Raw genomic sequence first — 26,957 nt, 5'->3', positions numbered from 1 at the left:
GTTTTGTCCGGCTGCCTCCTGGGGTAGGACCCCCGTACTGACCGGTCCGTACGCCCGTACCGCCTGTCCACGGGAGGACTCACGATGCTGTGGGAAGCCGTCGCCTACGCCCTGCTCGGGCTGCTCGCCGCCGTCTCGGTGAGCCGGCTGCTCCCGCAGCGCTTCCCGCCCGGCCCGCTGCTGCTGGCCACGGGTCCGGTCGCCTCGCTCACCGGCGGCCTCGTCACGTACACGGTCTTCGGCGGCGGCCACCTCGAAGCGACCTTCCCGGCCGCGCTCCTCACCTCGGCCGCCCTCCTCAGCCTCCTCGCCCGCCCCGCACGCCCACCCCGCCACGCCAAAACCCCCGCCCCCGACGCCTGAGGGCTGCGCCAGCCGGGGCGTCTGAGGGCGGCGAAGCCCGCCCAGCCACACCCAAGCCCGCCCGGCGCTTGAGGGCAGCGAAGCCCGCCCGGCGTTTGAGGGCAGAGGCGTGACGAGGGCGAGAAGGTCGGCCAAACCCAGCCCGCCCGGCGTTTGAGGGCAAAGGGAAGCCCGGCCGGCGCTTGAGGCCAGAGCCGGCCCGGCGCGGAGGGCAAGTCAGCCCGGGGCGAGCCCACCGCGCCAAAGCCCGCGCGGCACGAGCGCTACGCGGCCAACCCCAGCGCAGCCATCCGCTTCGTATGCGCCTCCGTGATCCGCGAGAACATCCGCCCGACCTCCGCGAGGTCGAACCCGTCCGCCACACCCCCCACCAGCATCGTGGACAGCGCGTCCCGATCGGCCACCACCCGCTGCGCCTGCGACAGCGCCTCCCCCATCAGCCGCCGCGCCCACAGCGCCAGCCGCCCCCCGACCCGCGGCTCCGCCGCGATCGCGGCCCGTACCTTCTCCACCGCGAAGCTCGCGTGCCCGGTGTCGTCCAGCACGGCCAGCACCAGCGTCCGCGTGTCGGAGTCGAGCCGTACCGCGACCTCGCGGTAGAAGTCGGACGCGATCGAGTCGCCGACGTACGCCTTGACCAGGCCCTCCAGCCAGTCCGAGGGAGCGGTCAGCCGGTGGAACTCGTCCAGCGCCGCGCCGAAGGGCGCCATCGCCCCGTTCGGCGCCTCGCCGATCTCGGAGAGCCGGTCCCGCAGCCGCTCGAAGTGATGGAACTCGGCTGCCGCCATCGCCGCCAGCTCCGCCTTGTCCTCCAGCGTCGGCGCGAGCTTCGCGTCGTCCGCGAGCCGCTCGAAGGCGGCCAGCTCGCCGTAGGCCAGCGCGCCGAGCAGGTCGACGACGGCGGCCCGGTACTGCGGGGCGGCCGACGCGGCGGCCCAGTCCTGGGCGGCGATTCCGGTGGCGGGCGGGATGGTCTCGTCAGGCGTCTCCATGCTGCGCACAATAGCCAAGTCGGGACCTCCCGTAGGACGCGTGACCACCCGCCCGCGCACCCGTGCGGTCCCGAACGAAACATTTGATCGGGTGCAGCTACGTGTTTCCGGGGTAGAGTGGTATTGCACCCGTCGGCAGTCGGCTCACTTTCCCGACGTCCGGCGGGCGACGTACGCAACACCAGGATGCCCGGTCGGTGGCCCGATCGGCTCCGAACCGACCGCCTTCCCGACATCGGGAGGGGCCCACTCGCGGCTTGAGCGAGGGCAGCGGTCCCGCGCTTCACGGCCGCCTGTGGCCGTATGACACCTCTGCGCGGTCAGTGACCGGCACTGTGCGATTCCGTGTGCCGGCTGCTCGACCCCCCTTGCCGCACAGTGCCGCGTCTCACAGAAGAGGCAACATCCTGACCACCACCACTTTCCGCAGCCTCGGCATTCTCGCCGAGACCGCCGAGGCCCTTGAGGCCGTCGGCATCATGACTCCCTTCCCCATCCAGGAGATGACGCTCCCGGTCGCCCTCGCGGGCAACGACGTCATCGGCCAGGCGAAGACCGGTACGGGCAAGACCCTCGGTTTCGGACTGCCGCTGCTGGAGCGCGTCACCGTCCCCGCCGATGTCGAGGCGGGCCGCGCGACCCCCGAGCAGCTCACCGACGCGCCGCAGGCGCTCGTCGTCGTACCGACCCGTGAGCTGTGCCAGCAGGTCACCAACGATCTGCTGACCGCCGGCAAGGTCCGTGCCGTCCGGGTCCTGGCGATCTACGGCGGCCGTGCCTACGAGCCGCAGGTCGAGGCCCTCAAGAAGGGCGTCGACGTGATCGTCGGTACCCCGGGCCGTCTGCTGGACCTGGCGGGACAGAAGAAGCTCGACCTCAAGCACGTCCGGGCGCTTGTGCTCGACGAGGCCGACGAGATGCTCGACCTGGGCTTCCTGCCCGACGTCGAGAAGATCATGGGCATGCTGCCGGCCAAGCGCCAGACCATGCTGTTCTCGGCCACCATGCCGGGCGCGGTCATCAATCTGGCCCGCCGCTACATGTCGCAGCCCACGCACATCAGCGCCACCTCGCCCGACGACGAGAACGCGACGGTGGCCAACACCACCCAGCACGTCTTCCGGGCCCACTCGCTGGACAAGGTCGAGCTGGTCTCGCGCATCCTCCAGGCCGACGGCCGGGGTCTCGCGATGATCTTCTGCCGGACCAAGCGGACGGCGGCCGATGTCGCCGAGCAGTTGGAGAAGCGCGGCTTCGCCTCCGGCGCGGTCCACGGCGACCTCGGCCAGGGCGCCCGCGAGCAGGCGCTGCGCGCGTTCCGCAACGGCAAGGTCGACGTCCTGGTCTGCACCGACGTGGCCGCCCGCGGTATCGACGTCGAGGGCGTCACGCACGTCGTCAACTACCAGACGCCCGAGGACGAGAAGACGTATCTGCACCGCATCGGCCGCACCGGCCGCGCGGGCGCCTCGGGTACGGCGATCACGCTGGTCGACTGGGACGACATCCCGCGCTGGCAGCTGATCAACAAGGCGCTCGACCTGTCCTTCAACGACCCGGAGGAGACCTACTCCACCTCCGCGCACCTCTACGAGCTGCTGGGGATTCCCGAGGGCACCAAGGGAATACTGCCCCGGGCCGAGCGCACCCGCGCGGGTCTGGACGCGGAAGAGGTCGAGGACCTGGGCGAGACGGGCGGCCGCGGAGCGCGCGGCCGGCGTCCCGCCGGCGGTTCGGGCTCCGGCCGTCAGGCCGCCGCTCCCGTCGAGGAGCGTCCCGCCCGCACCCGCACCCCGCGTCAGCGGCGGCGCACCCGTGGCGGGGAGACACTGACCGCCGAGCAGAGCGCCGCGGCCGAGTCTGCGGTCGCGGTCTCGGCCCCCGCCGAGGCGGCCGAGGGCGAGCAGGGTGTACGCACCCCGCGCCGCCGTCGCCGTACCCGCACGTCGGCGGCGGTCACGCCGGAGACGGTCACGCCGGAAGCCGTGACCGAAGCCGTCGTGGAAGCGGCGGCCCCGGCTCCGGTCGCGCCCGTGGACGAGGCACCGAAGGCGCCCCGCCGCAGGACCCGCAAGAGCGCGGCGGCCGCACCGGCCGACGCGCCTGTGACGCCGGTCGCGGACGTGAAGCCGGTCGCCGACGAGGCCCCGGCCGTGGAGGAGTCGCCCAAGCGCCGCCGTACCCGCAAGGCCGCGGCCCCGGTGGAGACCGTCGAGGCGGCTGTCCCGGCCCCGGCCGTCCCCGCGGACACCGAGGAGGCCCCCAAGGCTCCCCGGCGCAGGACCCGCAAGGCCGCCGCCGAGGTGCCCGCCCCGGCCGCCGAGCCCGTCGCCGAAGCGGCCGCCGAGGCCGCTCCCAAGACGCCTCGCCGCCGCACCCGCAAGGTCGCCGCTCCGGCGGAGACCGTGGACGCGGGCTGAGCCCCGCGCCTACCGGATTCGTACCGATGAACGCCCCCGGCCCCGCAGCCGGGGGCGTTCTTTCGGTCGCGGGGAACGCCGGGCGGCCGGAACAGCGGTGTGCAACGTCAACGACATACGCGACGCGTAATCTCGGTTCATGAGCCGACCGACCACCCTTGACCTGCCGGAGAACGTGTCCGCCCGTCGGCTGGAGACGGACCGCGGGTCGTTCGCGGTGCTGGACGCCGCCCCCGACCGTGACGCTCCCGCGCGGGGCACCGCGCTGCTGGTACCCGGGTTCACCGGCAGCAAGGAGGACTTCCTCAATCTGCTGGTCCCGCTGACGGCCGCCGGTTTCCGCGCGGTCTGCGTGGACGGCCGCGGGCAGTACGAGTCCGGTGGTCCGAGCGGCGAGGAGGCGTACGCCCAGCGCGAGTTGGCGGCCGACGTGATCGCGCAGCGCGACGCGCTCGCGGCGGCGTACGGGGCCGAACGGGTGCATGTGCTGGGACACTCGATGGGCGGCCATGTCGTACGGGCCGCGGTGCTGGCCACCGGCGCCGGACCCTGGGCGTCGCTGACGCTGATGAGTTCGGGCCCGGCGGCGATCAGCGATGAACTGCGGCCCCGTACGCAGCTGCTGATCGACTTCCTGCCGACCACCGACATGGAGACGGCCTGGCAGGCGATGCGCGCGACGGACGCGGAGAACAGCGTGCGGGCGGACACCCCGGCCTGGCTCGACGAGTTTCTGCACCGACGCTGGGTGACCACCGTCCCCGGCCAACTCATCGCCACAGCACGTCAGTTGATGAGCGAAACCGATCGCGTGGACGAACTGGCCGCCGTACGGTTGCCCAAGCTCGTCCTGTCCGGCGAGGTGGACTACGCCTGGCCGGTGCCGTGGCTGGACGCGATGGCCGTACGGCTGGACGCCAGGCGTGTGGTGATCAAGGGCGCCGAGCACTCCCCCAACGCGGAGCGGCCGGCCGAGACGGCGGCGGCGCTCATCGGATTCTGGACGACCGGCGCGGCCGACGACGCGACCGGCATCGGCGTCGGCACGGGCGACGCCGGCAGTGGGCACGACGGCAATCGGCACGGCGGCAGGGCCGGACAGGGAAGCGACGTGAACTCCCTCACCGGCGAGTAGTTCGGTCCGGAAAGTTTTTCATTAGCCTGAGGAATGTTTCGAAGGGGGTGTTCGTTGACCACACATGTAACGCGCGACGAAGGGAGAAGCCCCATGCGCTTTGAGATCATGCGACTCGACGACAGTAACGGCGACGCCGTGGACAGCACCGTCGTGGACGCCGACAGCGTCGACAAGATCGTGCAGCAGGCTGCTGCTCTCGGGCAACGCATCTACATCCGCCCCGCGGACTGATCGCAGGCCCACCGCAACAGCGCCCCGTACACATGTACGGGGCGCTTTGGCATCTCCGGGCACACTCGCCCGGCCCGGCCGCGTACGGCGCTCAGCCCTCGCCGTGGATGAAGCCGAAGATGCCGTTCGCCACCGACTGCACGGCGATCGCCGACAGCAGCATTCCGGACAGCCGGGTCACCAGCACGACCCCGCCCTCCTTGATCAGCCGGATGATCGCGAGCGAGTAGCGCATGGTCAGCCACAGCACGACGTGCATCGCCACGATGGCCAGCCACACCGACGCCTGAGCGCCGAAGCCGTCCGCGTGCTGCACGGCGAGGATCACCGTGACGATCGCTCCGGGCCCGGCGAGCAGCGGCATGCCCAGCGGTACGAGGGCGACATTGACGTCCTTGGTCTGCGTCGGCTCGTCGGCCTTGCCGGTGAGCAGGTCGAGCGCGATGAGCAGGAGCAGCAGTCCGCCGGCCACCCGCAGCGCGGGCACCGAGACATGCAGATAGTCGAGGATCTGCTGCCCGCAGATACCGAAGACGGTGATGACGCCGAGTGCGACGGAGGTGGCCTGCCAGGCCATTCTGCGCTGCACCTTGCCGGCGCGGCCGGAGGTCAGGGCGAGGAAGATCGGGGTGATTCCGGGCGGGTCCATGATCACGAAGAGCGTGACAAAGACCGACCCGAACAGGGTGACGTCGAACATGGCGGAGCTTTCGGCTGGTGTGCGTGGGGGCGGCCCGGGACAGAACACGGGCCCGCCCGGAGTACGGGGGCAGGTTGGGGGGTTGCGGAGTGGCCCCGGTCGGGGCGGAGGTGCGGCGGCCTTGCTAGACGGCGCTGATCGGCACCGCGCCCGTCGCCCTGCGGGCGATCTCCCGGTAGACCTCGGGGTCGGTGGTGTACTCGCCCAGGACACAGGTCTTGCGGCTGCCGTGGTAGTCGCTCGATCCGGTGGCGAGCAGCCCGTGTTCGGCGGCGAAGGTGCGCAGCCTGGCCCGGGTCGGGACGTCGTGGTCCATGTGGTCGACCTCGATGCCGTCGAGTCCGGCGGCGGCGAGCCGGGCGATCACGCCGTCGGGCACGGTCCGGCCGCGCTTGTGCGCGCCGGGGTGCGCGAAGACCGTGACACCGCCGGCCGCCTTGACCAGCCGTACGGCGTCGAAGGGGTCGAGTTCGTGCTTGGCCACGTAGGCGCGGCCGCCGTCGGCGAGCCACTGGTCGGTGAACGCGTCGGAGACGCTGTCCACGACCCCCAGCTCCACCATCGCGGCGGCGACATGCGGCCGCCCGACGGAGACTCCCCCGGGCGGACCGGGCGTGTCCTCCGCGACGCCGGCGATCCGCGCGACCTGCTCCCAGGTCACGGGCACGCCGAGCTCCTGGAGCTTGGCGACCATGCCGCGGGCCCTGGGCACGCGGTCGTCGCGTACGAGTTCGCGCTCGCGGTACAGCTCGGGCTCGTCGGGGTCGAAGAGGTACGCCAGCATGTGCATGCTGATGCCGTCGACCCGGCAGGACAGCTCGGCGCCGGGCACGAGGGTCAGCGGGGTGTCGAGCGCGCGCAGTGCGGCGCCGGCCTCGGCGTGGCCGCTGACGGTGTCGTGGTCGGTGAGGGCGACGACGTCGAGCCCGGAGGCGGCGGCGTTGCGTATGAGGTCGGCGGGGGTGTCCGTACCGTCGGAGGCGGCGGAGTGGGTGTGCAGGTCGATTCGCACGACGCGCTCCGCGGGGACGTAGGGACGGGGTGGGCGCGAGGCTTTGGCCTTGCGCCCACTCAGCATAACGTGCGTCCGCACGGGCTTGATTTGGTCGACCTTCTCGCCCACGTCACGCCGCTGCCCTCAAACGCCGGGCGGGCTCTCTGCGCTCAAACGCCGCGCGGGCTTGGTTGGACGTAGCGTCCCGGCGGGCTTGGAATCGTAACGTCCGGGCGGGCTGCCTGCGCTCAAACGCCGGGCGGGCTGGAATTGCTCAGGAGAGGAGGCGGGGGGAGAGGGCGCCGCAGGGGAGGAGGTCGACCTCGGCGCCCGCGTCGCGCAGGTCGGTCAGGACGAGCTCGTCGTACATCAGCAGCCCGGTCTCCTCGGGCCAGACGATGGCCCACAGCCACAGCCCGAGGGCCTCGCCCGCGAAGACGACGCGGTCCTCGGGCGCACCCGAGACGTGCCACAGCGCGGTGGGCCGCCCGGCGGCGAGCACCTTGGCGTGGGCGGGCCGGTCGACGCACATGTTGGGGCCGGGGTCGGGGCCGGGGATACCGGCGTAACGCGCGCCGAGGCCGACCCCCAGCTCCTCGGCGATCAGCATCAGCTCGCCGGGGCCGCCGAGCGGTCCGGGGCCGGAGCAGGTCACAGCGGTGGCCCGGCCGCCGCTGCGGTCGTCACCGGCGGCGGCGATCCCGGAGAACAGCCACCCCACGGGCAGCGGCCACGGCATCCACACCGGCACATGGGCGTGGTGCACGACAACGCCGAGCGCCTCGACGCTGGGCGGTACGACCGGTTGCAGTGGGTACACGGTCCCGTGCACATCGCACTGCCAGGAGTCGGCGAAGAGGCCGGGCGCTCTGACCCTGCCACCGCACTTCGGGCAACTGGGTTCGCCCCTCATAAAGTCCCACGGTCCTCCTGGCCTGTGCCCGCGTCAAGGACGATCACCCGTCCGGGCCCGGTGGAGCGCGTCGGAATGTAGGTGCATCTTGCATTAGTTGCTATAGCCAACCTAATATGTGTATATACCAACTAGAAGGGAGCGGTGGGTATGCACACCCCTCAGGAGGCCGGCACGACGCCGCAACGGACGACCGCCGAGCCGCACGGAACCACGGCGGGGCCGCACGGGACCCGGGCGAAGCCGGCCGGCATCCTGCGTCAGCCGACCGCCGTCTGGGCCACGGCGGGCGCGGCCGTCGTCGCCTTCATGGGCATCGGACTGGTCGACCCGATCCTGCCGTCCATCGCCAAGGGCCTGGACGCCACTCCGAGTCAGGTCTCCCTGCTGTTCACCAGCTATTTCCTGATCACCGCCGTGGCGATGCTGGTCACCGGCTTCGTCTCCAGCCGGATCGGCGGCCGCAAGACGCTGCTGGCCGGCCTCGCGCTCGTCGTGGTCTTCGCCGGTCTGGCCGGCACCTCGGACTCCGTCTCCCAGCTCGTCGGCTTCCGGGCCGGCTGGGGCCTGGGCAACGCGCTGTTCGTCTCCACCTCGCTCGCCGTCATCGTCGGCGCGGCCAGCGGCGGCGCGGCGTCCGCGATCCTGCTCTACGAGTCGGCGCTCGGCCTCGGCATGGCCTGCGGCCCGCTGCTGGGCGCGGTGCTCGGCGACATGAAGTGGCGCTACCCGTTCTTCGGCACGGCCGTGCTGATGGCGATCGGCTTCCTGGCGATCTCGCTCTTCCTCAAGGAGCAGCCGAGGCCCGCCCGCCGCACCTCGCTGCTCGACCCGATCAAGGCGCTCGGCCACGGCGGTCTCGCCTCGGTCGCGGCCTCGGCGTTCTTCTACAACTACGCGTTCTTCACGGTGCTGGCCTTCACACCGTTCGTGCTGAACATGTCGCCGTACCGCTCGGGCGCGGTCTTCTTCGCCTGGGGTCTGCTGCTCGCGGTCTTCTCCGTGCTGGTCGCGCCCCGGCTCCAGGCCCGGCTGGGCTCGCTGAGGGTGCTCGGCGGCTCGCTGGTGCTGCTCGCCGCCGACCTGGTGATCCTCGGGTACGGCGACCACACCACGGCGATCGCCTGCACGATCGCGTCGGGCGCGCTGATCGGTCTGAACAACACCGTCTACACCGAACTGGCGCTGGGCGTCTCGGACGCGCCGCGCCCGGTGGCGAGCGCGGGCTACAACTTCGTCCGCTGGTTCGCGGCGGCCGCGGCCCCGTATCTCGCGCCGAAGATCGAGGAGTGGACGGACATCCGGATGCCGTTCGTGGTCGCCGCGCTGGCCGCTCTCGCGGGCGCCGGTGTGATCGCGGTACGGCGCCGCCATCTGACCGTGGTCCACGGCGAGGACGTCATCGCCGAGGCCGGGCCGGTGCCCGCGGCGCAGCCCGCCTGACCGACGCCGGGACCGTACGCCGATCAGCCGGTCAGCCGGCCAGCCGGTCAGTCGGTCAGCGGGACCGGGCCGCGCAGCGGGTCGCGCAGGTCGGTGCCGCGCGCGAGCCAGCGTTCCTGGAGGGCGGCGGCGCCGTGGACCCGCTTCCAGGCCGCCTCATTGGCCGTCATCGGCAGCAGGGGGAAGAAACGCACCGGGTCGAGGGGCTCGTCGAGGTCGAGATCCTCGACGAGCCCGCCGCCCTCGGCGACCAGCACCGCGGAGAAGGGCGCGCCGGGCCAGAGCGGTTCGCCCACGTCGAGTGAGTTGCCGGGCGCCACGATCACGCCCTCGACCTGCGGCGACGCCGCCAGGACGGCCAGCGGGCGCAGCACCTTGTCGGTGTCGGCGACGCCGGCCCGGACCGAGAGCACGAGTTCGGCGCGCGGGCCGCGTACCGGATCGGCGACGGTGGCCAGCGGGTCGTTCATCGGCCGGGCGGACATACCGAGCGTGACGTAGCGCAGCAGACCGTCGTCGGAGAAACGCAGCACCTCGATGCGATCCGTACCGAGAAAAGTGACCGCCGCGCGCGCGTCCGGCGGGCCGAAACGGGAGTGCAGCCGAGCCTCCACCAACGCTGTGACGTCCGCTTCCTTGCCCATACGCCGAGCATAGGGCCCGTCCGAATCCGGCTCGCGGGTCGGCCCCGGCAGCGCCCCCGGAGGGCTCGAAGCCGACGGGTGTGACCTCGAAGTCATCCGGGCTTGCTAAGGTGGAGCGTTCGCGTACGTCATCCCCCAGCGGGGAACGGCCGGAGGAGGTGGGACTGACATGGATCCTAGTCGACCGTGCAGTACCGGCAGCTCTTCCACGTGCCGTCCCGCGATCTGAGCCTCCGCGTTCCTTACCCGGCCTTTCGGCCGTGAAACGCGTGATTGCCCGGCCTCCCGTGGGTTCTGCCCGTGCCGGAAGAGCGCCCTGAACTGCTTTTCGATCATCCAGCCCTGATCTGCATTTCAGTGCGGCGCCTTGTGCCGTCGGCCAGTCCGTGAAGGAGCTTGCCATGTCGATGATCCGTGATCTGCGCGCAGTCGTTCGCCCCGCTCTGCGCAAGCCCGCAGCCGGTTACGACTACGGCCCGGCCACGCGTACGCCGGACCCCACGGCCACCAGCGCGGTGGTGGACTGCGCCGTCTACCGCGACGGGGTGCGGTGCAGCGACGCCATCGGGCTGCGCGACGCGCTCGACGCCGTGCGCGACGGCCGGCCCGGCGACCAGTGCGACGGCAGCAACGGCTTCGTCTGGATCGGGCTGCACGAGCCGACCCAGCAGGAGTTCGCCGGTATCGCCGAGGAGTTCGGGCTGCACCCGCTGGCCGTGGAGGACGCGGTCCACGCCCACCAGCGGCCCAAGCTGGAGCGCTACGACAACTCGCTGTTCACCGTCTTCAAGACCATCCGCTATGTCGAGCACGCCGAACTCACCGCCACCAGCGAGGTCGTGGAGAGCGGCGAGGTGATGGTCTTCACCGGCCAGTACTTCGTCATCACGGTCCGGCACGGCGGCCACGGCTCGCTGCGCGCCCTGCGGCTCCGCCTTGAGGGCGACCCCGAACTGCTCGCCAAAGGGCCCTCGGCCGTGCTGCACGCCATCGCCGACCAGGTGGTGGACGACTATCTGGCCGTCTCGGAGGCCGTGCAGGACGACATCGACGAGGTCGAGATCGATGTCTTCTCGGCGGGCAACGGCAAGACCTCGCGCGGCGGCGACGCGGGCCGGATCTACCAGCTCAAGCGCGAGGTGCTGGAGTTCAAGCGGGCGGTCTCCCCGCTGCTGCGGCCGATGCAGACGCTCGGCGAACGGCCCATGCGGCTGATCGACCCGGAGATCCAGAAGTACTTCCGGGACGTCGCCGACCATGTCGCCCGGGTCCACGAGCAGGTCGTGGGCTTCGACGACCTGCTCAACTCCATCCTTCAGGCCAATCTCGCGCAGGCCACCGTGGTGCAGAACGAGGACATGCGCAAGATCACCGCCTGGGCGGCGATCCTGGCGGTGCCCACGATGATCACGGGTGTCTACGGGATGAACTTCGACGTCATGCCCGAGCTGCGCTGGAAGTTCGGCTACCCGACGGTGATCGTGGCGATGGTGGCGGTCTGTTTCATGATCCACCGCGGCTTCCGGCGCAACGGCTGGCTCTGACCCCTCCCGCACGGCTCCCCGTACGGCTTCCGTGCGGGGGTCAGGGGGCAGGGGAGGTCAGGCCGTCGCCACCGGTACGGGCTTGCGGCGGTCGGCGAGGATCACCAGGGCCAGGCCCGCGAGGATCACCACGAGCGCCGGATACGCGGCGGCCGGCGGCGTCTGACCGAGCCACAGCGCGGCGATCAGCGCCGCGCCCGGGGTCTCCAGCAGGATCGCCGTCGAGGTCGTGGACGGACCCAGCCCGCGAACCACCCGGTTGAACAGCGAGTGCCCGAGCAGCTGCGCGGCCACCGTCAGGACGACGATCTTCAGCCACGTACGGCCGTCGTAGCCGCCGAGCGCCGAGCCGGACACCAGGCACGTGAGGAGCAGCACCACGGAGGTCGTCGAGTAGCAGACATAGGTGTACGCGGTCGTCGTCGCCGTCCGCCGCACCTCCGAGCCCAGCAGCATGTACACGGCGGCGGCCAGACCCGCGGCCAGTGCCAGCGCGTCGCCCGCAAGCGCCCGGGTGTCGGCGGACAGGTCGATGCCGGTGAGGATGAGCACACCGACCACCGCGAGCGCCGTACCCGCCCACACCAGGCCGGGCGGGCGGTGACCGCGCATCCGCAGAATGATCGTGGTCCAGATCGGGGTCGTGGTGACCAGCGCGGTCGAGGTGGCGACCGAGGTCATGTTCAGGCTCGGCAGCCACAGCCCGAAGTGCAGCGCGAGCACGACCCCGGAGAGCGCGGACAGCGACAGCGCCCTGCGGCCCATCCGGCGCAGCTCGCCGCGGTGCCGCCACAGCGCGACCGGGCTGAGCACACCGACCGCCATGGCGTTGCGCCAGAAGGCGATGGCCAGGGCGGGGGCCGCGGTCGAGGCGATCAGCGGCGCGGACAGCGAGACGCCCGCGATGGCGACACCGAGCAGCGTGAAGTCCAGGCCCCGCCCAGCGGTGGCACCGGCCGCCAGGTCCGCGGGGGTACGGGGCTCGCCCGGCGGCAGGGCCGTCCCCGCGTCCGCGGTGACGGCGGCGGGGCGTTGCGGGGCGGTCACGGGACTCCTCGGTCGTACGGGTGCGGGCCGGCACCCAGCGTAAGGCCCATGGCAGGGCTGAGCACCTGTCATTCCGGCGGGCGGACACCCGTGGAGACGCGGCGGAACGCCTGGGATACGTGCGTCCGGTGGGCCCGCCTGCCCGCCGCCGGGCGGCTGAGCGCCCGGGGCCGGGCCGTACGGAGAAGTTAGGGTGTGCGCATGACGACTCCTGCCGACGCCGCCGAGCTGACCGCCCTCGTCGAGGAGGCCACGAAGAAGTCGGGGCTGGTCTGGGTCGACGGCCGGGCGCTGTGGCACGCGTGGGTGGACGGCGCGATGTGTCTCGTCGGCGGGCCCGGCGAGCAGCCGCTGCCGTCCGGCGCGGTGGACGGCGGGACGGTGACGGTGGTCGTCCGCAGCAAGGACAAGTGGGGACGGCTGGTGACCTGGACCGGCCGGGTCTCGCTGCTCGCGCCGCACGGCGAGGAGTGGACGGCGGCGGTGGGCGAGCTGAAGGGCAAGCGGCTCAACTCCGTCGACGGCGAAGGCGTGGCCGAGCGGTGGGCGCGGGAGTGCCAGATCTTCCGGGTCGTGCCCGAGGGCGGTCCTGCCGAGTACCCGGGGGCCATGCCGGACGCCTCCGGCGCCGCGGTCCCCGCCGTGAGCCCGGCCACGACCCGCCACCCGATGCCCGCGGGCCTCCCCCGCCTCCTCGCCCGCCGCCGCAAGGTCTGACCCGCGGCCCCTGCGGCAGTACGGCTCGGGGCTACTTCGGGGCCACCACCGTGCCGTAGTCGACCACTTCGGACTTGGCGGGCGCGGCCAGCGTGAAGTCCTCCGACCAGTCGGAGAGGGTGAGGGTGCCCGCGTCGCCCGCGCGCTGGTAGCGCAGCGGGTACGGCTTGCCCTTGAGGGAGATGTCGAGAGAGCCGCCCTTGGAGCCGTTGAGGGCGATCGTCCTGACCCCGTCGACCTTGCGGTGGTCGCCGACGGCGAGCGTGCCGCTGAGCACGAAGAGGTCGGCGATCAGTACCTTCTTGTCGGTGAACCCGCTGAACTGCTGATACGCCGGATCGCCGCTGGGCACCTTGACGTACTTCCCGTTGAGCTTGGCGGCCGCCGCCCTGCTCTCCTTGTCGTCGCCCGCGTCGCCGTAGAAGGCCGCGCCCGCCTTGAGGTAGAGGGCGTCGTCGACCCGGAGCAGTTGGAAGGTGTCACCCTTGGTGGTGACCTCGCCGACCCCGCCGTTGTCGCGCAGCCGCATGTCCAGGCGGTACGTCCGCCCGTCGCTGACCACCGTGCCGGCCAGCCGTACGGTCGGGGCGGCCGCGGCGGCGTCCTTGGCCTGCTGGGCGATGGTCCCCGGGGGGAGCTTGGCCACGCCGTTGGTGCCCGAGTCGGGGTCCTCGCCGAAGCCGAGGCACCCGCTGAGCAGGCCCCCCGCGCAGAGCACTCCGAGGACGGCGGCGGTCCGGCGGCCGGCATACACGTGTTCTCGTCCTCCTGCGGGCGGTGCTGCGTGCGGTTGCTGGGGGCGTGGCAGAAGCTACCGCACCGTACCCCCGGGGAGCACCCCGGACGGCGGGCAAGATCCACCCGGAGTAGCCTGGCGACGGACGACGAGTGGACCGGAGCAGCCCTCCGCGGACCGGCAGGAGGCCCCGCATGGCCGCAGGCGCCCCCCGGGTCTTCGTCTCGCATCTGTCGGGCGTGGCCGTCTTCGACCCCAACGGCGACCAGGTGGGCCGGGTCCGCGACGTCGTGGTGATGCTGCGGGTCGGCGGACGTCCGCCGCGGGTGCTGGGCCTGGTCGTGGAGGTGGTCAGCCGCCGCCGGATCTTCCTGCCGATGACCCGGGTGACCGGTGTCGAGTCCGGCCAGGTGATCACCACCGGCGTGGTCAACATGCGGCGCTTCGAGCAGCGGCCGACCGAGACCCTGGTCCTCGGCGAACTGCTCGACCGCCGGGTCCGGCTGGTCTCCGCCCAGAGGCGCGAGGAGCCGGGCGCGGCCGGCGGGGAGGCCGCCGTCGGCGAAGAGGTCACCGTGCTCGACGTGTCCATGGTCCAGTTGACCGCGCGCAGGGACTGGGAGATCGACAAGGTCTTCGTCCGCCGCGGCAAGGCCGGGGCGCTGCGCCGCAAGGGCGCGACGCTGACCGTCGACTGGTCGGCGGTGACCGGCTTCCGGCTGGCCGAGGACAGCCAGGGCGCCGAGAATCTGGTGGCGACCTTCGAGCAGCTGCGCCCGGCCGACCTGGCGAACGTCCTGCACCATCTGTCGCCCAAGCGCCGCGGCGAGGTCGCCGCCGCCCTGGACGACGACCGGCTCGCCGACGTCCTGGAGGAGCTGCCGGACGACGACCAGGTGGAGATCATCGGCAACCTCAAGAAGGAGCGGGCCGCCGACGTCCTGGAGGCGATGGACCCCGACGACGCCGCCGACCTGCTGGCCGAGCTGCCGGTCGAGGAGCAGGAACGTCTCCTCACCCTGATGCGCCCCCAGGAGGCCGCGGGCGTACGGCGGCTGCTGTCGTACGAGGAACGGACCGCGGGCGGGCTGATGACCACCGAGCCGATCGTGCTGCGCCCCGACGCGACCGTCGCCGACGCGCTCGCCCGGATCCGCAACCCCGATCTGTCGCCCGCGCTGGCCGCCCAGGTGTACGTGTGCCGGCCGCCCGACGAGACGCCGACCGGCAAGTACCTGGGCCTGGTGCACTTCCAGCGGCTGCTGCGCGACCCGCCGTTCACCCTGCTCGGCGCGATCGTGGACACCGACCTCCAGCCGCTGGCGCCCGACACCGCGCTGCCGTCGGTGACCAGCTTCCTGGCCACGTACAACATGATCTCCGCGCCCGTGGTGGACGAGAGCGGCTCGCTGCTCGGGGCGGTCACCGTGGACGACGTGCTGGACCATCTGCTGCCCGACGACTGGCGGGAGACCGAACTGCACGGTGCGGTCGGCACCCACGCCCACCAGGCGACGGAGGCCGCGGATGACCGCTGACGAGCGCCACGTCCGCCACCCGGCCGGGGCGACCGCCACCTCGCGCAACAGGCCCCGGCTCGACCAGCCGAAGCCGCCGCGGCGCAATCTGCTGCCCACCTACGACCCGGAGGCGTTCGGGAACTTCTCCGAGCGGATCGCACGCTTCCTGGGCACCGGGCGGTTCATCGTATGGATGACCGTCCTGATCATCCTGTGGGTGCTCTGGAACGTCTTCGCTCCCCGGCAGATGCAGTTCGACCACTACCCCTTCATCTTCCTGACGCTGATGCTCTCGCTCCAGGCGTCGTACGCGGCCCCGCTGATCCTGCTCGCGCAGAACCGGCAGGACGACCGGGACCGGGTCAACCTCGAACAGGACCGCAAGATGGGCGAGCGCAGCATCGCCGACACCGAGTACCTGACCCGCGAGATCGCCTCGCTGCGGGTCAATCTCGGCGAGGTCGCCACCCGCGACTGGATGCGCTCGGAACTGCAGGACCTGCTCAAGGAGATCGACGACCGGCGGCGCGCGCACCGTGGTGACAAAGGCGACGGCCGGGGCCGCTGAAGCCGCGCGCGGGACCGCCGTACCATCGTCCTATGGCTACCGCTACGTACGGCACCACGCCGACCACACCGACCGACGACGCCGTCCGCGCCGCGCTCGCCACGGTGAACGACCCGGAGATCCACAAACCGATCACCGAACTCGGCATGGTGAAGTCCGTCGACATCGCCGCCGACGGCGCGGTCGCCGTGACCGTCTACCTCACCGTCTCCGGCTGCCCGATGCGGGACGAGATCACCAGCCTGGTCACCGACGCGGTGGGCCGGGTCCCCGGGGTCACCTCGGTACGGGTCACGCTCGACGTGATGAGCGACGAGCAGCGGCGCGACCTGGCGTCGTCGCTGCGCGGCGGGCAGGCGGAGCGCGAGATCCCGTTCGCGCAACCGGGCTCGCTCACCCGGGTGTACGCGGTCGCGTCCGGCAAGGGCGGCGTCGGCAAGTCCTCCGTGACGGTGAACCTGGCCGCCGCGATGGCCGCCGACGGGCTCAAGGTCGGCGTCGTGGACGCGGACATCTACGGCCACAGCGTGCCCCGCATGCTGGGCGTCGAAGGGCGACCCACCCAGGTCGAGAACATGATCATGCCGCCCGCGGCCAACGGGGTGAAGGTCATCTCGATCGGGATGTTCACCCCGGGGAACGCGCCGGTCGTGTGGCGCGGGCCGATGCTGCACCGGGCGCTCCAGCAGTTCCTGGCGGACGTGTACTGGGGTGACCTGGACGTGCTGCTGCTCGACCTGCCGCCCGGCACCGGGGACATCGCGATCTCCGTGGCGCAGCTCGTGCCCAACGCGGAGATCCTGGTGGTCACCACCCCGCAGCAGGCCGCCGCGGAGGTCGCGGAGCGGGCCGGGTCGATCGCCGTGCAGACGCATCAGAAGATCGTCGGCGTGGTGGAGAACATGGCGGGCATGCCGTGCCCGCACTGCGACGAGGTCGTCGAGGTCTTCGGCAGCGGCGGCGGCGACCGGGTCGCGGAGGGCCTGTCCCGTACGACCGGGACGACCGTGCCGGTGCTCGGGCGCATCCCCATCGACGTACGCCTGCGCGAGGGCGGCGACGACGGCCGCCCGGTCGCCGTGGCCCACCCCGACTCCCCCGCGGGCATCGCGCTGCGCTCCATCGCCACCGCCCTGGGCACCCGCGCCCGCGGCCTCGCCGGCCTCTCCCTGGGCATCACCCCACGCAACAAGTTCTGACCACCCCAAACGCCGGGCGAGCCCAAGCCCGCCCGGCGTTTGAGCGCACAATCAGCCCGCCTGAGGGTCAAACCCAGCCCGCCCGGCGTTTGAGGGCAGAAAAGCCCGCGCGGCGTCTGAGCGCACAATCAGCCCGCGCGGCGTCTGAGCGCAGAGCCCGCCCGGCGCCTGAGGGCACAATCAGCCCGGCCGGCGTCTGAGGCCAGAAGCCCGCCCGGCGCTTGAGGGCAGCGCGCCTACTCCTCGTAAGCCGTCAGGCTAGGAATCACGGCCAGCCCAAGCCCATACGGACTCATCCCCCGCCCGTACGCCCCAAGGTGAACCCCCCGCGCCGACCCGGCCATCACCCACCCGTACTCCGACTCACGGTAGTGAAACGGCGTCGGCTCCCCGTCCACGGGAAGCGTCAGCGCCGACCACCCGGGCCCGGCCAGATCGTCCGCCAGCTCCCACGCCGCGGCCGTCTGCTGGTCCATCCACTCCTGCCGCAGCACCCGCTCCATATGCGTCGGCCATGTGCACGACAGCAGTCCGGAGCCGGCCAGCCAGGCCGCCGACGACACCGAGGTCGCCTCCAGCACGCCCGTACCGTCCGCGCTGCGCCGCCCGGGCCGCCGGGCCACGGTCACCACGACCGCGAACCGCAACGCGTCCGCGTCGGCCGGGTCCGCCTTGAGCGACGGCTCGTCCCCGTGCCCTGTCGAGCCGTGCTCGACCGTTCCGTCCGCGCTGGCCCCCACCGAGCCGAGCCATCGGCTCCCGGTGAATGCCTCGTCGAGCCCGTACCACGGGAAATCGGCGAGCAGATAAGCGTCTACCGCCCCCTGCGCCGTGCCGGTCCTCGTCTCCATACGGTCGCGCCTCCTCATTGCCCTTCTGGGCAACTCGCCATCTTGCCCGACCTTGGGTGGGTCCGGGTGCTGAAACAGCGCGGGGTGACGGCGAACACACGACGAAAAGCCACTCGATGGGGTGAAACCGTGACGCCGTGCTGACTCAGGTGGCGTCGGAGTCGAAGGGCGGCGGCTCACCCGGGTCGAGGCGGTCGCGCTTGCGCAGCCGGTCCGGTGTGGCGGAGGAGGCGTCACCGGCGGCGGCGCTCGCGGCGGAGGACCTGGCGATCGGCTCGACGCCGTTGACCGCGTCGGTCACCTCGACCATTTCCTTGCGGAGGTCGAAGCTGTCGCGCAGGTCCTTGAGCTCGCTCAGCCCGTAGTCGTCGTCGCCGTTCATCAGGTTCTTGCGGATGAACGTCTTCGGGTTGAGATCCTCGAACTCGAAGTCCTTGAACTCCGGCCCCAGCTCCCTGCGGATGTCGTCCTTCGCACTGTCGGAGAACTCCCGCACCTTCCGGATGAAGGCCATCGTGTCCTGAATGACCTTCGGGAGTTTGTCCGGGCCGAAGACGAGCACGGCAAGGACTACGATCGCGACCAGCTCCAGCGGGCCTATGTCGAAGAACACCTTGCAGCTCCTTGGGACGTCCAGAGCCGGTTGGGCAGGGTCCGGCGGACTTACGGTACCCGCCCTCGCCCGCGATACGGGAGTGCGGCTCCGGACAACCCTACGTCCCGGCAAGGCAAACGGTCAGTCTCCGCCACCCCTCAGTGGCGCGCGGCGGGGGCCTTCGCCGAGAGGATGAACGGGTTCGCGGTCGGCGCAGGGGTCACGGCGGCCGTCACCAGCGGTACGGCGCCGGGGCCCAGCATCGGCCGGGTCACCGCGATCAGGCCGGCCGAGGCCGATCCGGGTGACCGCAGCAACTGCCGCTCCTCGGCGTCGAGTACACCCCTGGGGGTGACCCCCCTGGTGTCGGAGACCGAGTTGGCGCCGAGCGGGCTCACCGCGGGTCCGTCGTCCGGCCGGGCGCCGCCGTCGACCGCGGCCTCCATCGGCAGGGCGCTGCCCAGCGCTATGGCGGCCAGCGAGAAGGCACCGGCGGCGGCGAAGGCGAACCGCCGACCGCGCGAGGCGCCCGAGCCCGGACCGGCCGGGGGGACGGCGGCCGCGGCCGGTGCGACCACGCTCGGCGGCTGCTCGACCGGCCCCGGCCGCTCGGGGTTCGCGGACTGCCCACGCGTCCCGGACTGATCGTTTATCCGGGGCTGCTCGTGTATGCGGAAACCGCGCGAGCGCGAGCCGAGCGGCGCCAGCAGATCGCGGGCCGGGCCGAGATACGAGAACTCCTCGTGTCTCGCGGACGCGGAGCCGAACACCCCTGACCCCGCCGACCCCGGTCCCAGCAGCCCGCCGTCGAACGGCCCACGCCTCGCCTCACGGCTCAGGGACTCCACCGGGTCCTCGCCCTCGCCGGGGCCGCCGGGACCCCCGGAGAAGCCGTCCCTGCCGTCTCCGCCGCCCATGCCGGGCAGCCCTTGCAGCCTGGCCAGCAGCCCGGCCGATATGGCGGGCAGCTCCGAGGCCGCGACCACGCTCTTGAGCCGACGCTGCTCGGCGGCGGCGGTCTTGCACTGCGGACACGTCGCCAGGTGCGCCAGCACCCGGTCACGGCCGTCGTCGGTCAGCTCTCCGTCGACGAACGCCGACAGCCGGTCGCCGAGGTGCTGCTCGGCGGGCGCCGCACGGTGGGGACGCTGCTCGCCAGAACCGGTACTGCTCACGCTCTCCCGCCCTCCAGGCCAGGTTTGGGTGCGGTGGCAGCGAGCGCGGGGGCCGGCCGGACGCCGGGCGCCCGGTGTTCCAGAGCCTTGCGCAGGTGGGAGCGGCCGCGGTGGATCCTGCTCCGTACCGTGCCCAGCTTCACGCCCAGCGTCGCCGCGATCTCCTCGTACGACAGCCCCTCGATGTCGCAGAGCACCACGGCGGCGCGGAACTCCGGGGCGAGGGTGTCCAGCGCCTGCTGGACGTCCGCGTCGAAGTGCGTGTCGTTGAAGTGCTGCGCCGGGGACGGCTCGCGGCTGGGCAGCCGCTCCGCCGCGTCGTCGCCGAGAGCGTCGAAGCGGATGCGCTGACGGCGGCGGACCATGTCCAGGAAGAGATTCGTGGTGATGCGGTGCAGCCAGCCCTCGAAGGTGCCGGGCGTGTACGTGGACAGGGAGCGGAAGACCCGCACGAAGACCTCCTGGGTGAGGTCTTCCGCGTCGTGCTGGTTGCCGGTCAGCCGATAGGCCAGCCGGTACACCCGCGCACTGTGCGTACTGACGATCTCCTCCCAGGAAGGAGGCGTCCACGTCTGAGCATCCCCGTCGGTGGCGAAGGTCGCGGTGGCGGAGTCGTTTGCGCGTGAACGGTCATCAGCGGTGTTGGTCACGGATTTCGGCTGTCCGGCCGACCTGCGAAAGCGCGTGAGCACTCCCCGGTCACCGGCCGCAGCCGCACCTCCCCTGTCGGCTCTGGTGGTGTCCAGTAGAGCCCCTACCATATCCACCTCGCCCGTTAGCTCCGGATAAGTGCGCTGTTGCCAAGGGCGGGAGGGCTTCCGTCCTCTCGCCCGTCGCCGTTCACCTACATCGTTCACATCGTTCATCCACACCGTTCTTCACGGTTCTTCCTGACTAACGCCCGGTCCCATCCGCGGGTTCCCGGGCCCAGCGGATACAGTCGCCGGGCAGGAAGTACCGCCGAGGAGCACGCGGGACCAGGGAGAGGGCCATTACCGGCAACCGGCAGGCGAGCTGGGCGTTCGCCGACGCGTTCGTCGCCGAGGACGATGCCGTCATACGCGCTCGCGCCCGTTCCCGGCTGGCGGGGGTGCGACCGGTCTCCCCCGGCACCGGCGCGGCCCTGCGGCTGCTGGCCGCGGCGGGCGACGCGAAGTCCGTGGTCGAGGTCGGTACGGGCACCGGGGTCTCCGGCATCCACCTGCTGCGCGGCATGCGGCCCGACGGCGTACTGACCACCGTCGACACCGAGCCGGACCGCCAGCAGCTGGCCCGTGAGGCGTACCGCGAGGCCGGCTTCGCCGCGAACCGCGCGCGCTTCATCTGCGGCCGCGCGCTGGACGTACTGCCCCGGCTCACCGACGGCGGCTACGACCTGGTGCTGTGCGACGCCGACCGGCTGGAGTACATGGACTACCTCGACGAGGCGCTGCGGCTGCTGCGGCCGGGCGGTGTGGTCTGCTTCGAGGGCGCCTTCGCCCGGGGCCGGGCGCTGGACGCGGCCCACCAGGACCAGGAGTCGCTGCGGCTGCGCGAGCTGATGCGCGAGGTCCGCGACGACCCGGGACTGGCCCCCGTGCTGCTCCCCACCGACGACGGGCTGCTCTGCGCGGTACGGCTCCGCTGAGGGCCCGTCGGCGTCGGGCCCCCCGGCGTCGGGCCCGCCCATCGGGCTTTGGGCGCCGGGCGCCGGGTGCCGGGAAATCCGAACGACCGGCTTCGGGGGCTCGGCAATACACGCAGCGCGGCCACGTACAGCGTGCTGTACGTGGCCGCGACGACTTTCTGGGGACCGCTGGTTTCAGGCGATGGCCTTCTTCAGCGCATCGCCGAGGGCATCCGCCTCGTCCGGGGTCAGCTCGACAACAAGCCGCCCGCCGCCCTCAAGCGGAACGCGCATAATGATGCTCCGCCCCTCCTTGGTCACCTCGAGCGGGCCGTCACCCGTCCGCGGCTTCATGGCCGCCATGCTCGTTCCCCTTCCTGAAACCAGCTCGGACTCGAACACATTGGTTCTCGGCCATTATCCCGCATCCCGCGACCCGATGACCAACATCAGGGTCATGGGGTTACCCAATCGGCACCCGCAAACCAGGCCAATTCGCCGAGTGGGGTGCCAGGGAAGGGTTCGGGCTTTGACATTCGTCACATGCGCGCCGGTGTTCGGGTCCGGCATTCTGGCCAGGACACTTGCCGCGACGAAGGGGTTCTGGCATGGCCGACAGCGTGCTGTACGAGGTTGCCGAGGGGCTGGCGACCGTCACCTTGAACCGGCCCGAGGCGATGAACGCGCTCGACACCGCGACCAAGAACGCGTTGCGCGACGCGTTGGGCGCGGCGGGCGCCGACCCCGCGGTACGGGCGGTGCTGCTGGCCGCGAACGGGCGGGCCTTCTGCGTCGGCCAGGACCTCAAGGAGCATGTACGGGTGCTCGCCGAGGGCGGTGGGATGACCACGGTGGCCGAGCACTACAACCCGATCGCGACGGCCATCGCGACCATGCCCAAGCCGGTCGTGGCCGCCGTCAACGGGCCCGCCGCCGGCGCGGGCGCGGGCTTCGCCTTCGCGGCGGACTACCGGATCGCGGCGGACACGGCGTCGTTCAACACGTCGTTCGCCGCGGTGGCGCTCTCCGCGGACTCGGGGATGTCCTGGACGCTGTCCCGGCTGGCCGGCTACGGGAAGGCCGCCGACCTGCTGCTCTTCCCTCGGTCGGTGCCTGCGGACGAGGCGCTGGCGCTGGGGCTCGTACATCGTGTCGTGCCGACGGCCGAGCTGGCCGGGGAGGCGCTGGGGGTCGCGCGGCGGTTGGCCGCCGGGCCGACGGTCGCCTACGCGGCGATCAAGGAGTCGCTGGCGTTCGGGGCGGAGCATTCGCTTGTGGCGACGCTGGGCAAGGAGGACGAGCTTCAGGCTCGGGCCGGGGGTTCTGAGGACCACCGGATCGCGGTGGACGCGTTTCTCCGCAAGGAGGCGCCGAGGTACGTGGGGCGCTGACGCTGCCCTCAGTCGCCGGGCGGGCTCTGGCCTCAAGCGCCGGCCGGGCTGATTTGTGCCCTCGAACGCCGGGCGGGCGCTCTGCGCTCAAACGCCGCGCGGGCTGACTGTGCCCTCAGACGCCGGGCGGGCTGAATTCTGCCCTCAAGCGCCGGGCGGGCTGGGAGTGCTCGCCCGGCGTTTTGGGGGGGTCAGCGGGCGGTGCAGTCGGCGAGGTGGTCGTTGACCAGGCCGCACGCCTGCATGAGCGCGTAGGCCGTCGTGGGCCCGACGAAGCGGAAGCCCCGCTTCTTGAGGTCCTTGGCCAGCGCGGTCGACTCCGGTGTCGTGGCGGGCACGTCCCCGAGCGCGCGCGGCACCGGGCGGGTCGCGGCGTCCGGGGCGAAGGACCAGATCAGCCCGTCCAGACCCCCGTCGTACGTCTCCCTGACCTCCCGCGCCGCGACGGCGTTGAGCACCGAGGCGTCGATCTTGGCGCGGTTGCGGATGATCCCGGCGTCGCCGAGCAGCCGTTCCCGGTCCGCCGCAGTGAACGCGGCCACCGCGTCGATCTTGAAGCCGTCGAACGCGGTCCTGAAGCTCTCCCGCCGCCGCAGGATCGTCAGCCAGGAAAGCCCGGACTGGAACGCCTCCAGGCAGATCCGCTCGAAGAGCGCGTCGTCGCCGTGGACCGGCCGCCCCCACTCCTCGTCGTGGTAGGCGACGTACTCCGGCGCGGACAGCCCCCACGGACAGCGGGCGGGGCCGTCCTCGCCGATGACGACACCGGACTCACTCACCCGGGTCGCCGTCCTCCTGCGCGGGCGCGGGGGCCTGCGACGGCGGCGGGACCGGTGCGGCGGACTCGACCGGGGTCGGGATCTCGGCCTGCGCCGGGGTCCCCTCCTCCTTGACCAGCGACGCGCCTCCCGCGTACGCGTGCTCCCCGGCCGGCGACGCCTCCAGCTCGGCGATCCGCGCGTCCCGCTCGGACAGCTCCGCGCCGAGCCGGTCGAGCACCTCGTCGACGTCGACCATGCGGTAGCCGCGTACGGCGACCGGCAGCCGCAGCGCGTCGATGTCGGAGCGGATCAGCGGGCGGTCCGGGGGCAGCCGGTACTGGAGGCGGTCGGGGTCGGAGTCCTTGAGCGCTCCGCCGTCGCCGAGCACGGCCATTGCCACGGCGGCGACCACCGCGACGAGCGCGATGAGCATGAACCAGAACAAGTCGATCTCCCGAAGGTGCGGCCTACATGACAGGCACGATCGTGCCACGATCGCATGAGTCTGAGATGAGGAGCGGCAGTGGTACTTCGGCTGGGCACCCGGGAATTCGGTGAGCGGGAACCGGTGATCATGGCGATCGTGAACCGTACGCCGGATTCGTTCTACGACCAGGGCGCCACGTTCACGGACGAACCGGCCCTGGAACGGGTCGCGGCGGCGGTGGCGGACGGCGCCGCGATCGTGGACATCGGCGGGGTGAAGGCGGGCCCCGGCGAGGAGGTGACGGCGGCCGAGGAGATCCGCCGTACGGTCGCCTTCGTCGCCGAGGTGCGCCGCCGTCACCCGGACGTGGTGATCAGCGTCGACACCTGGCGGCACGAGGTCGGGGAGGAGGTCTGCGCGGCCGGCGCCGACCTGCTCAACGACGCGTGGGGCGGGGTGGACCCCAAGCTCGCGGAGGTCGCCGCCCGCCACGGCGTGGGCCTGGTCTGCACCCACGCGGGCGGTGCCCAGCCGCGTACCCGCCCGCACCGGGTCGGCTACGACGACGTGATGGCCGACATTCTGCGGGTGACCGTCGGCCTGGCCGAGCGGGCGGTGGAGCTGGGGGTACGGCGGGACGCGATCCTGATCGACCCCGGGCACGACTTCGGCAAGAACACCCGGCATTCGCTGGAGGCGACCCGGCGGCTGCCGGAGATGACGGAGACCGGGTGGCCGGTGCTGGTCTCCCTGTCCAACAAGGACTTCGTCGGCGAGACGCTGGACCTGCCGGTGAAGGAGCGGCTGATCGGCACGCTGGCCACCACCGCGGTGTCGGCGTGGCTGGGGGCGCGGGTGTACCGGGTGCACGAGGTGGCCGAGACCCGGCAGGTCCTGGAGATGGTGGCGGCCATCTCCGGGGACCGGCCGCCGCGGGTGGCCCGGCGCGGGCTGGCGTAGGCCGTTCCGCGCCACCGTGGCCTTCAGCGGCTACGCGCTCTCCTTGGTGACGCGCTCCACCGCGTCGTCCACGTCGTCCGTGATGTGGAACAGCTCCAGGTCGGCCGGGGACGCCTTGCCCTCGGCGACCAGGGTCTGGCGCACCCAGGAGGCCAGCCCGCCCCAGTACTCGGTGCCGAACAGGACGATCGGGAAGCGGGTGACCTTCTTGGTCTGGACGAGGGTCAGCGCCTCGAAGAGCTCGTCGAGCGTGCCGAATCCGCCGGGAAGCACCACGAACCCGCGCGCATACTTCACAAACATTGTTTTTCGGACAAAGAAGTAACGGAAGTTGACGCCGATGTCGACATAGGGGTTCAGGCCCTGTTCGAAGGGCAGCTCGATGCCGAGTCCGACCGAGACGCCGCCGGCCTCCAGGGCGCCCTTGTTGGCCGCTTCCATCACGCCGGGGCCGCCGCCGGTGATCACCGCGAAGCCCGCGTCCGCGAGCGCGCGGCCGATCCGTACCCCCGCCGCGTACTCGGGCGAGTCCACCGGGGTGCGGGCCGAGCCGAAGACGCTGACGGCCGGGCCGAGTTCGGCGAGCGCGCCGAAGCCCTCCACGAACTCCGACTGGATGCGCAGCACCCGCCAGGGGTCGCCGTGCACCCACTCCGACGGGCCCCGGCTGTCCAGCAGCCGCTGATCGGTCGTGCCCGACTGCACCTGCCCGCGCCGCCGGATCACCGGTCCGGTGTGCCGCTCGGGCCAGCCTTTGCCCTGCGGTACGGCTTCGGCCGCCTCGTTGGCCGCCGCGGCCGCCTCCTGCCGCCTGTCGGCGTGCTCACCTGTGTCTTTCGCGTCAGTCATACCGGAAGCCTACGCATCAGGGAGCCGCCGAAGGGGCCAACGGGACGGCTCGCGGCGCCTCTATTCGCCCGCTCACCCAGGTGAACGCGTCGGGGAACATCCGGCCCCAGGTCTTCCAGTTGTGCCCGCCGTTGCTGAGCTGGAGCGTGGTCACCGTGCCGGGCGGCCGTACGGCGCCGGTGATCTGGTCGGCGTACCGCGGCGGACTCTCCGGGTCCTGAAGGCTGGACTCGACGAGCAGCTGGACATCCGGCCGGGTGTTGCGGGCCAGCCACAGCGGGGACCGTACGCCCCGCGCCGGGTCGTCGGGGGCCAGGGCGGCGCCCGCGGCGAAGGTGTCGGGGTACTCCAGCGCGAGGCGGGCCGCGCAGTAGCCGCCGGTGGAGATGCCCATCACGGCCCAGCCCCGGGGGGCGGGCAGGGTACGGAAGTTGGCGGAGATGGTCTTGACGACGTCCTGGGAGAGCCAGGTACCGACCCTGCTCTTGCCCGGCACGTCCGCGCAGCCGGTGTTGACCCGGTCAGGGGTGATCGTCGGCAGGACGAGAATGGCGGGTTCGGCGCGGCCGGCGGTGATCTGCTCCTGCATGATCTGGCCGAGCCGCATGCCGCGCAGAAAGCTGTGCGGGGTGCCGGGTATGCCGTGCAGCACCTCGATCACCGGGAACCGGGTGTGCGCGAATTCGCTCTTGTCGTACTGCGGCGGCAGCCAGACGATCACATCGCCCTTCGTCCCCGACTTCCAGCCGTGCACGGTGGCCCGGCGGAAGCCTTGTGAGTACGAGGTGAAATTCACGTGATAATCCGGTGTCGTGGGGGTCGGGGTGTCCTCCGGGTCCGCTACGGTCTTCCCCCCGGAGTTGGCGCTCCCGAGCAGATCGTCCCAGGAGGCGTAGAAGCCGTACTCATTGTTCACGGCGACCATCACCAGGACTATCGCGGTGACCTGGCAGAGCACGATCATCCCGACCCGCGCTACTGTGCGGACCGGGCGCGGGCCTCTGACCCGTTGCCAGAGGACCAGTGCGGCCGCGATCGCGGCCAGCGCCGAGACGAAGAGCAGTATCGCGAACCATTTACTGGTCAGTCCCACGACGCGCCTTCCCCCATCCCGGACCGGACGTGCCCGATGACACCATGCCGGGAAGGGAGACCTTCGCGCACCCCGATTCG

The 26,957-nt window shown here is 71.8% G+C and carries 29 protein-coding genes; 13 read left to right on the top strand and 16 right to left on the bottom strand.

Features of this window, described 5'->3' with window-relative positions; genetic code table 11:
* Positions 1 to 84: 84 nt before the first annotated feature.
* Positions 85 to 363 (top strand): hypothetical protein, encoded by a 279-nt coding sequence (locus OHA30_RS23960; protein WP_328915931.1) that lies wholly within the window; start codon positions 85 to 87, stop codon positions 361 to 363.
* A 263-nt stretch (positions 364 to 626) separates the two neighbouring features.
* On the opposite strand, the gene OHA30_RS23955 is transcribed toward OHA30_RS23960, so the two are convergent.
* Complete coding sequence (locus OHA30_RS23955) at positions 627 to 1,355, bottom strand: ferritin-like fold-containing protein (protein WP_328915930.1); 729 nt, start codon at positions 1,353 to 1,355, stop codon at positions 627 to 629.
* A gap of 368 nt (positions 1,356 to 1,723) precedes the next feature.
* Here OHA30_RS23955 and OHA30_RS23950 point away from each other — a divergent pair, with 368 nt between their 5' ends.
* The 3 genes from OHA30_RS23950 to OHA30_RS23940 all read left to right on the top strand — a co-directional run bounded on the left by OHA30_RS23950 (position 1,724) and on the right by OHA30_RS23940 (position 5,144).
* The gene (locus OHA30_RS23950) at positions 1,724 to 3,775 is read left to right on the top strand and encodes a DEAD/DEAH box helicase (protein WP_328915929.1); all 2,052 of its coding nucleotides are present in this window, start codon (positions 1,724 to 1,726) and stop codon (positions 3,773 to 3,775) included.
* A 139-nt stretch (positions 3,776 to 3,914) separates the two neighbouring features.
* Positions 3,915 to 4,910 carry an alpha/beta fold hydrolase gene (locus tag OHA30_RS23945; RefSeq protein WP_328915928.1) on the top strand — a complete coding sequence of 332 codons (996 nt, stop codon included), beginning with the start codon at positions 3,915 to 3,917 and terminating at the stop codon, positions 4,908 to 4,910.
* Positions 4,911 to 5,003: 93 nt separating this feature from the next.
* Positions 5,004 to 5,144: a hypothetical protein gene (locus tag OHA30_RS23940; protein ID WP_328915927.1), complete on the top strand. Its 141-nt coding sequence runs from the start codon at positions 5,004 to 5,006 to the stop codon at positions 5,142 to 5,144.
* Between the two features lie 91 nt (positions 5,145 to 5,235).
* Here the strand turns inward: OHA30_RS23940 and OHA30_RS23935 are convergent, their stop codons facing one another.
* The 3 genes from OHA30_RS23935 to OHA30_RS23925 all read right to left on the bottom strand — a co-directional run bounded on the left by OHA30_RS23935 (position 5,236) and on the right by OHA30_RS23925 (position 7,751).
* The gene (locus tag OHA30_RS23935; protein WP_328915926.1) at positions 5,236 to 5,844 is read right to left on the bottom strand and encodes a MarC family protein; all 609 of its coding nucleotides are present in this window, start codon (positions 5,842 to 5,844) and stop codon (positions 5,236 to 5,238) included.
* A 124-nt stretch (positions 5,845 to 5,968) separates the two neighbouring features.
* A complete protein-coding gene (locus OHA30_RS23930) occupies positions 5,969 to 6,856 on the bottom strand; it encodes a PHP domain-containing protein (RefSeq protein WP_328915925.1) in 888 nt (295 codons plus the stop codon).
* Between the two features lie 256 nt (positions 6,857 to 7,112).
* A complete protein-coding gene (locus OHA30_RS23925) occupies positions 7,113 to 7,751 on the bottom strand; it encodes a DUF6758 family protein (RefSeq protein ID WP_328915924.1) in 639 nt (212 codons plus the stop codon).
* Between the two features lie 150 nt (positions 7,752 to 7,901).
* Here OHA30_RS23925 and OHA30_RS23920 point away from each other — a divergent pair, with 150 nt between their 5' ends.
* A complete protein-coding gene (locus OHA30_RS23920; RefSeq protein WP_328915923.1) occupies positions 7,902 to 9,194 on the top strand; it encodes an MFS transporter in 1,293 nt (430 codons plus the stop codon).
* Between the two features lie 47 nt (positions 9,195 to 9,241).
* Here the strand turns inward: OHA30_RS23920 and OHA30_RS23915 are convergent, their stop codons facing one another.
* Positions 9,242 to 9,838: a suppressor of fused domain protein gene (locus tag OHA30_RS23915; protein WP_328915922.1), complete on the bottom strand. Its 597-nt coding sequence runs from the start codon at positions 9,836 to 9,838 to the stop codon at positions 9,242 to 9,244.
* Positions 9,839 to 10,239: 401 nt separating this feature from the next.
* On the opposite strand from OHA30_RS23915, the gene OHA30_RS23910 reads away from it, so the two are divergent.
* Positions 10,240 to 11,382 carry a magnesium and cobalt transport protein CorA gene (locus OHA30_RS23910; protein ID WP_328915921.1) on the top strand — a complete coding sequence of 381 codons (1,143 nt, stop codon included), beginning with the start codon at positions 10,240 to 10,242 and terminating at the stop codon, positions 11,380 to 11,382.
* A gap of 57 nt (positions 11,383 to 11,439) precedes the next feature.
* Here the strand turns inward: OHA30_RS23910 and OHA30_RS23905 are convergent, their stop codons facing one another.
* Positions 11,440 to 12,345: a DMT family transporter gene (locus OHA30_RS23905; protein ID WP_328917967.1), complete on the bottom strand. Its 906-nt coding sequence runs from the start codon at positions 12,343 to 12,345 to the stop codon at positions 11,440 to 11,442.
* A 285-nt stretch (positions 12,346 to 12,630) separates the two neighbouring features.
* On the opposite strand from OHA30_RS23905, the gene OHA30_RS23900 reads away from it, so the two are divergent.
* The gene (locus tag OHA30_RS23900) at positions 12,631 to 13,146 is read left to right on the top strand and encodes a hypothetical protein (RefSeq protein ID WP_328915920.1); all 516 of its coding nucleotides are present in this window, start codon (positions 12,631 to 12,633) and stop codon (positions 13,144 to 13,146) included.
* 31 nt (positions 13,147 to 13,177) lie between these two features.
* Here the strand turns inward: OHA30_RS23900 and OHA30_RS23895 are convergent, their stop codons facing one another.
* On the bottom strand, positions 13,178 to 13,900 hold the full coding sequence (locus OHA30_RS23895) for a hypothetical protein (RefSeq protein ID WP_328915919.1): 723 nt from the start codon (positions 13,898 to 13,900) through the stop codon (positions 13,178 to 13,180).
* 176 nt (positions 13,901 to 14,076) lie between these two features.
* Between OHA30_RS23895 and OHA30_RS23890 the strand changes: the two genes are divergently transcribed.
* The 3 genes from OHA30_RS23890 to OHA30_RS23880 are packed head-to-tail and all read left to right on the top strand — an operon-like array spanning position 14,077 to position 17,169.
* The gene (locus OHA30_RS23890) at positions 14,077 to 15,420 is read left to right on the top strand and encodes a magnesium transporter MgtE N-terminal domain-containing protein (RefSeq protein WP_328915918.1); all 1,344 of its coding nucleotides are present in this window, start codon (positions 14,077 to 14,079) and stop codon (positions 15,418 to 15,420) included.
* On the top strand, positions 15,410 to 15,970 hold the full coding sequence (locus OHA30_RS23885; protein WP_328915917.1) for a DUF1003 domain-containing protein: 561 nt from the start codon (positions 15,410 to 15,412) through the stop codon (positions 15,968 to 15,970). Before OHA30_RS23890 ends, OHA30_RS23885 begins: the two co-directional genes overlap by 11 nt.
* 32 nt (positions 15,971 to 16,002) lie before the next feature.
* Positions 16,003 to 17,169: an Mrp/NBP35 family ATP-binding protein gene (locus OHA30_RS23880; protein ID WP_328915916.1), complete on the top strand. Its 1,167-nt coding sequence runs from the start codon at positions 16,003 to 16,005 to the stop codon at positions 17,167 to 17,169.
* Between the two features lie 236 nt (positions 17,170 to 17,405).
* Here OHA30_RS23880 and OHA30_RS23875 read toward each other — a convergent pair whose 3' ends face one another.
* From OHA30_RS23875 to sigE, 4 genes are all read right to left on the bottom strand, one after another.
* A complete protein-coding gene (locus OHA30_RS23875) occupies positions 17,406 to 18,020 on the bottom strand; it encodes a hypothetical protein (protein ID WP_328915915.1) in 615 nt (204 codons plus the stop codon).
* Positions 18,021 to 18,165: 145 nt separating this feature from the next.
* A complete protein-coding gene (locus OHA30_RS23870; protein WP_328915914.1) occupies positions 18,166 to 18,633 on the bottom strand; it encodes a sec-independent translocase in 468 nt (155 codons plus the stop codon).
* Positions 18,634 to 18,773: 140 nt separating this feature from the next.
* Positions 18,774 to 19,790 (bottom strand): anti-sigma factor family protein, encoded by a 1,017-nt coding sequence (locus OHA30_RS23865; RefSeq protein WP_328915913.1) that lies wholly within the window; start codon positions 19,788 to 19,790, stop codon positions 18,774 to 18,776.
* Positions 19,787 to 20,551: an RNA polymerase sigma factor SigE gene (gene sigE / locus OHA30_RS23860; protein ID WP_328915912.1), complete on the bottom strand. Its 765-nt coding sequence runs from the start codon at positions 20,549 to 20,551 to the stop codon at positions 19,787 to 19,789. Before sigE ends, OHA30_RS23865 begins: the two co-directional genes overlap by 4 nt.
* Before the next feature lie 173 nt (positions 20,552 to 20,724).
* On the opposite strand from sigE, the gene OHA30_RS23855 reads away from it, so the two are divergent.
* Entirely contained in the window at positions 20,725 to 21,417 is a 693-nt protein-coding gene (locus OHA30_RS23855; protein WP_328917966.1) for an O-methyltransferase, read from the top strand.
* A 174-nt stretch (positions 21,418 to 21,591) separates the two neighbouring features.
* Here the strand turns inward: OHA30_RS23855 and OHA30_RS23850 are convergent, their stop codons facing one another.
* Positions 21,592 to 21,759 (bottom strand): DUF3117 domain-containing protein, encoded by a 168-nt coding sequence (locus OHA30_RS23850; protein ID WP_069464762.1) that lies wholly within the window; start codon positions 21,757 to 21,759, stop codon positions 21,592 to 21,594.
* Positions 21,760 to 22,004: 245 nt separating this feature from the next.
* Between OHA30_RS23850 and OHA30_RS23845 the strand changes: the two genes are divergently transcribed.
* Positions 22,005 to 22,787, top strand: coding sequence for an enoyl-CoA hydratase/isomerase family protein (locus OHA30_RS23845; protein ID WP_328915911.1), 783 nt, complete (start codon positions 22,005 to 22,007; stop codon positions 22,785 to 22,787).
* Positions 22,788 to 22,978: 191 nt separating this feature from the next.
* Here the strand turns inward: OHA30_RS23845 and OHA30_RS23840 are convergent, their stop codons facing one another.
* Both OHA30_RS23840 and OHA30_RS23835 read right to left on the bottom strand, forming a co-directional pair.
* Complete coding sequence (locus OHA30_RS23840) at positions 22,979 to 23,566, bottom strand: DNA-3-methyladenine glycosylase I (RefSeq protein WP_328915910.1); 588 nt, start codon at positions 23,564 to 23,566, stop codon at positions 22,979 to 22,981.
* Entirely contained in the window at positions 23,559 to 23,993 is a 435-nt protein-coding gene (locus OHA30_RS23835) for a DivIVA domain-containing protein (protein ID WP_328915909.1), read from the bottom strand. Before OHA30_RS23835 ends, OHA30_RS23840 begins: the two co-directional genes overlap by 8 nt.
* Positions 23,994 to 24,122: 129 nt before the next feature.
* Between OHA30_RS23835 and folP the strand changes: the two genes are divergently transcribed.
* The gene (folP, locus tag OHA30_RS23830; RefSeq protein WP_328917965.1) at positions 24,123 to 24,935 is read left to right on the top strand and encodes a dihydropteroate synthase; all 813 of its coding nucleotides are present in this window, start codon (positions 24,123 to 24,125) and stop codon (positions 24,933 to 24,935) included.
* Between the two features lie 30 nt (positions 24,936 to 24,965).
* Here folP and OHA30_RS23825 read toward each other — a convergent pair whose 3' ends face one another.
* A complete protein-coding gene (locus OHA30_RS23825) occupies positions 24,966 to 25,784 on the bottom strand; it encodes a TIGR00730 family Rossman fold protein (RefSeq protein ID WP_328915908.1) in 819 nt (272 codons plus the stop codon).
* Positions 25,785 to 25,800: 16 nt separating this feature from the next.
* Positions 25,801 to 26,877, bottom strand: coding sequence for an alpha/beta hydrolase (locus OHA30_RS23820; RefSeq protein WP_328915907.1), 1,077 nt, complete (start codon positions 26,875 to 26,877; stop codon positions 25,801 to 25,803).
* Positions 26,878 to 26,957 lie beyond the last annotated feature (80 nt).

Source organism: Streptomyces sp. NBC_00223 (assembly GCF_036199905.1).
In the GTDB taxonomy this organism is placed as follows: domain Bacteria; phylum Actinomycetota; class Actinomycetes; order Streptomycetales; family Streptomycetaceae; genus Actinacidiphila.
Note: the sequence above shows the minus strand (reverse complement) of the source record. Positions and strands in the feature narration are given on the sequence as shown.

Coding starts and splice junctions, on each gene's coding strand:
- sigE (WP_328915912.1), bottom strand. CDS start 20,551: ATGGTAGGGGCTCTACTGGACACCACCAGAGCCGACAGGGGAGGTGCG.
- OHA30_RS23935 (WP_328915926.1), bottom strand. CDS start 5,844: ATGTTCGACGTCACCCTGTTCGGGTCGGTCTTTGTCACGCTCTTCGTG.
- OHA30_RS23825 (WP_328915908.1), bottom strand. CDS start 25,784: ATGACTGACGCGAAAGACACAGGTGAGCACGCCGACAGGCGGCAGGAG.
- OHA30_RS23920 (WP_328915923.1), top strand. CDS start 7,902: ATGCACACCCCTCAGGAGGCCGGCACGACGCCGCAACGGACGACCGCC.
- OHA30_RS23900 (WP_328915920.1), top strand. CDS start 12,631: ATGACGACTCCTGCCGACGCCGCCGAGCTGACCGCCCTCGTCGAGGAG.
- OHA30_RS23875 (WP_328915915.1), bottom strand. CDS start 18,020: ATGGAGACGAGGACCGGCACGGCGCAGGGGGCGGTAGACGCTTATCTG.
- OHA30_RS23940 (WP_328915927.1), top strand. CDS start 5,004: ATGCGCTTTGAGATCATGCGACTCGACGACAGTAACGGCGACGCCGTG.
- OHA30_RS23885 (WP_328915917.1), top strand. CDS start 15,410: ATGACCGCTGACGAGCGCCACGTCCGCCACCCGGCCGGGGCGACCGCC.
- OHA30_RS23945 (WP_328915928.1), top strand. CDS start 3,915: ATGAGCCGACCGACCACCCTTGACCTGCCGGAGAACGTGTCCGCCCGT.
- folP (WP_328917965.1), top strand. CDS start 24,123: ATGGCGATCGTGAACCGTACGCCGGATTCGTTCTACGACCAGGGCGCC.
- OHA30_RS23890 (WP_328915918.1), top strand. CDS start 14,077: ATGGCCGCAGGCGCCCCCCGGGTCTTCGTCTCGCATCTGTCGGGCGTG.
- OHA30_RS23955 (WP_328915930.1), bottom strand. CDS start 1,355: ATGGAGACGCCTGACGAGACCATCCCGCCCGCCACCGGAATCGCCGCC.
- OHA30_RS23925 (WP_328915924.1), bottom strand. CDS start 7,751: ATGAGGGGCGAACCCAGTTGCCCGAAGTGCGGTGGCAGGGTCAGAGCG.
- OHA30_RS23850 (WP_069464762.1), bottom strand. CDS start 21,759: ATGGCGGCCATGAAGCCGCGGACGGGTGACGGCCCGCTCGAGGTGACC.
- OHA30_RS23915 (WP_328915922.1), bottom strand. CDS start 9,838: ATGGGCAAGGAAGCGGACGTCACAGCGTTGGTGGAGGCTCGGCTGCAC.
- OHA30_RS23845 (WP_328915911.1), top strand. CDS start 22,005: ATGGCCGACAGCGTGCTGTACGAGGTTGCCGAGGGGCTGGCGACCGTC.
- OHA30_RS23880 (WP_328915916.1), top strand. CDS start 16,003: ATGGCTACCGCTACGTACGGCACCACGCCGACCACACCGACCGACGAC.
- OHA30_RS23960 (WP_328915931.1), top strand. CDS start 85: ATGCTGTGGGAAGCCGTCGCCTACGCCCTGCTCGGGCTGCTCGCCGCC.
- OHA30_RS23910 (WP_328915921.1), top strand. CDS start 10,240: ATGTCGATGATCCGTGATCTGCGCGCAGTCGTTCGCCCCGCTCTGCGC.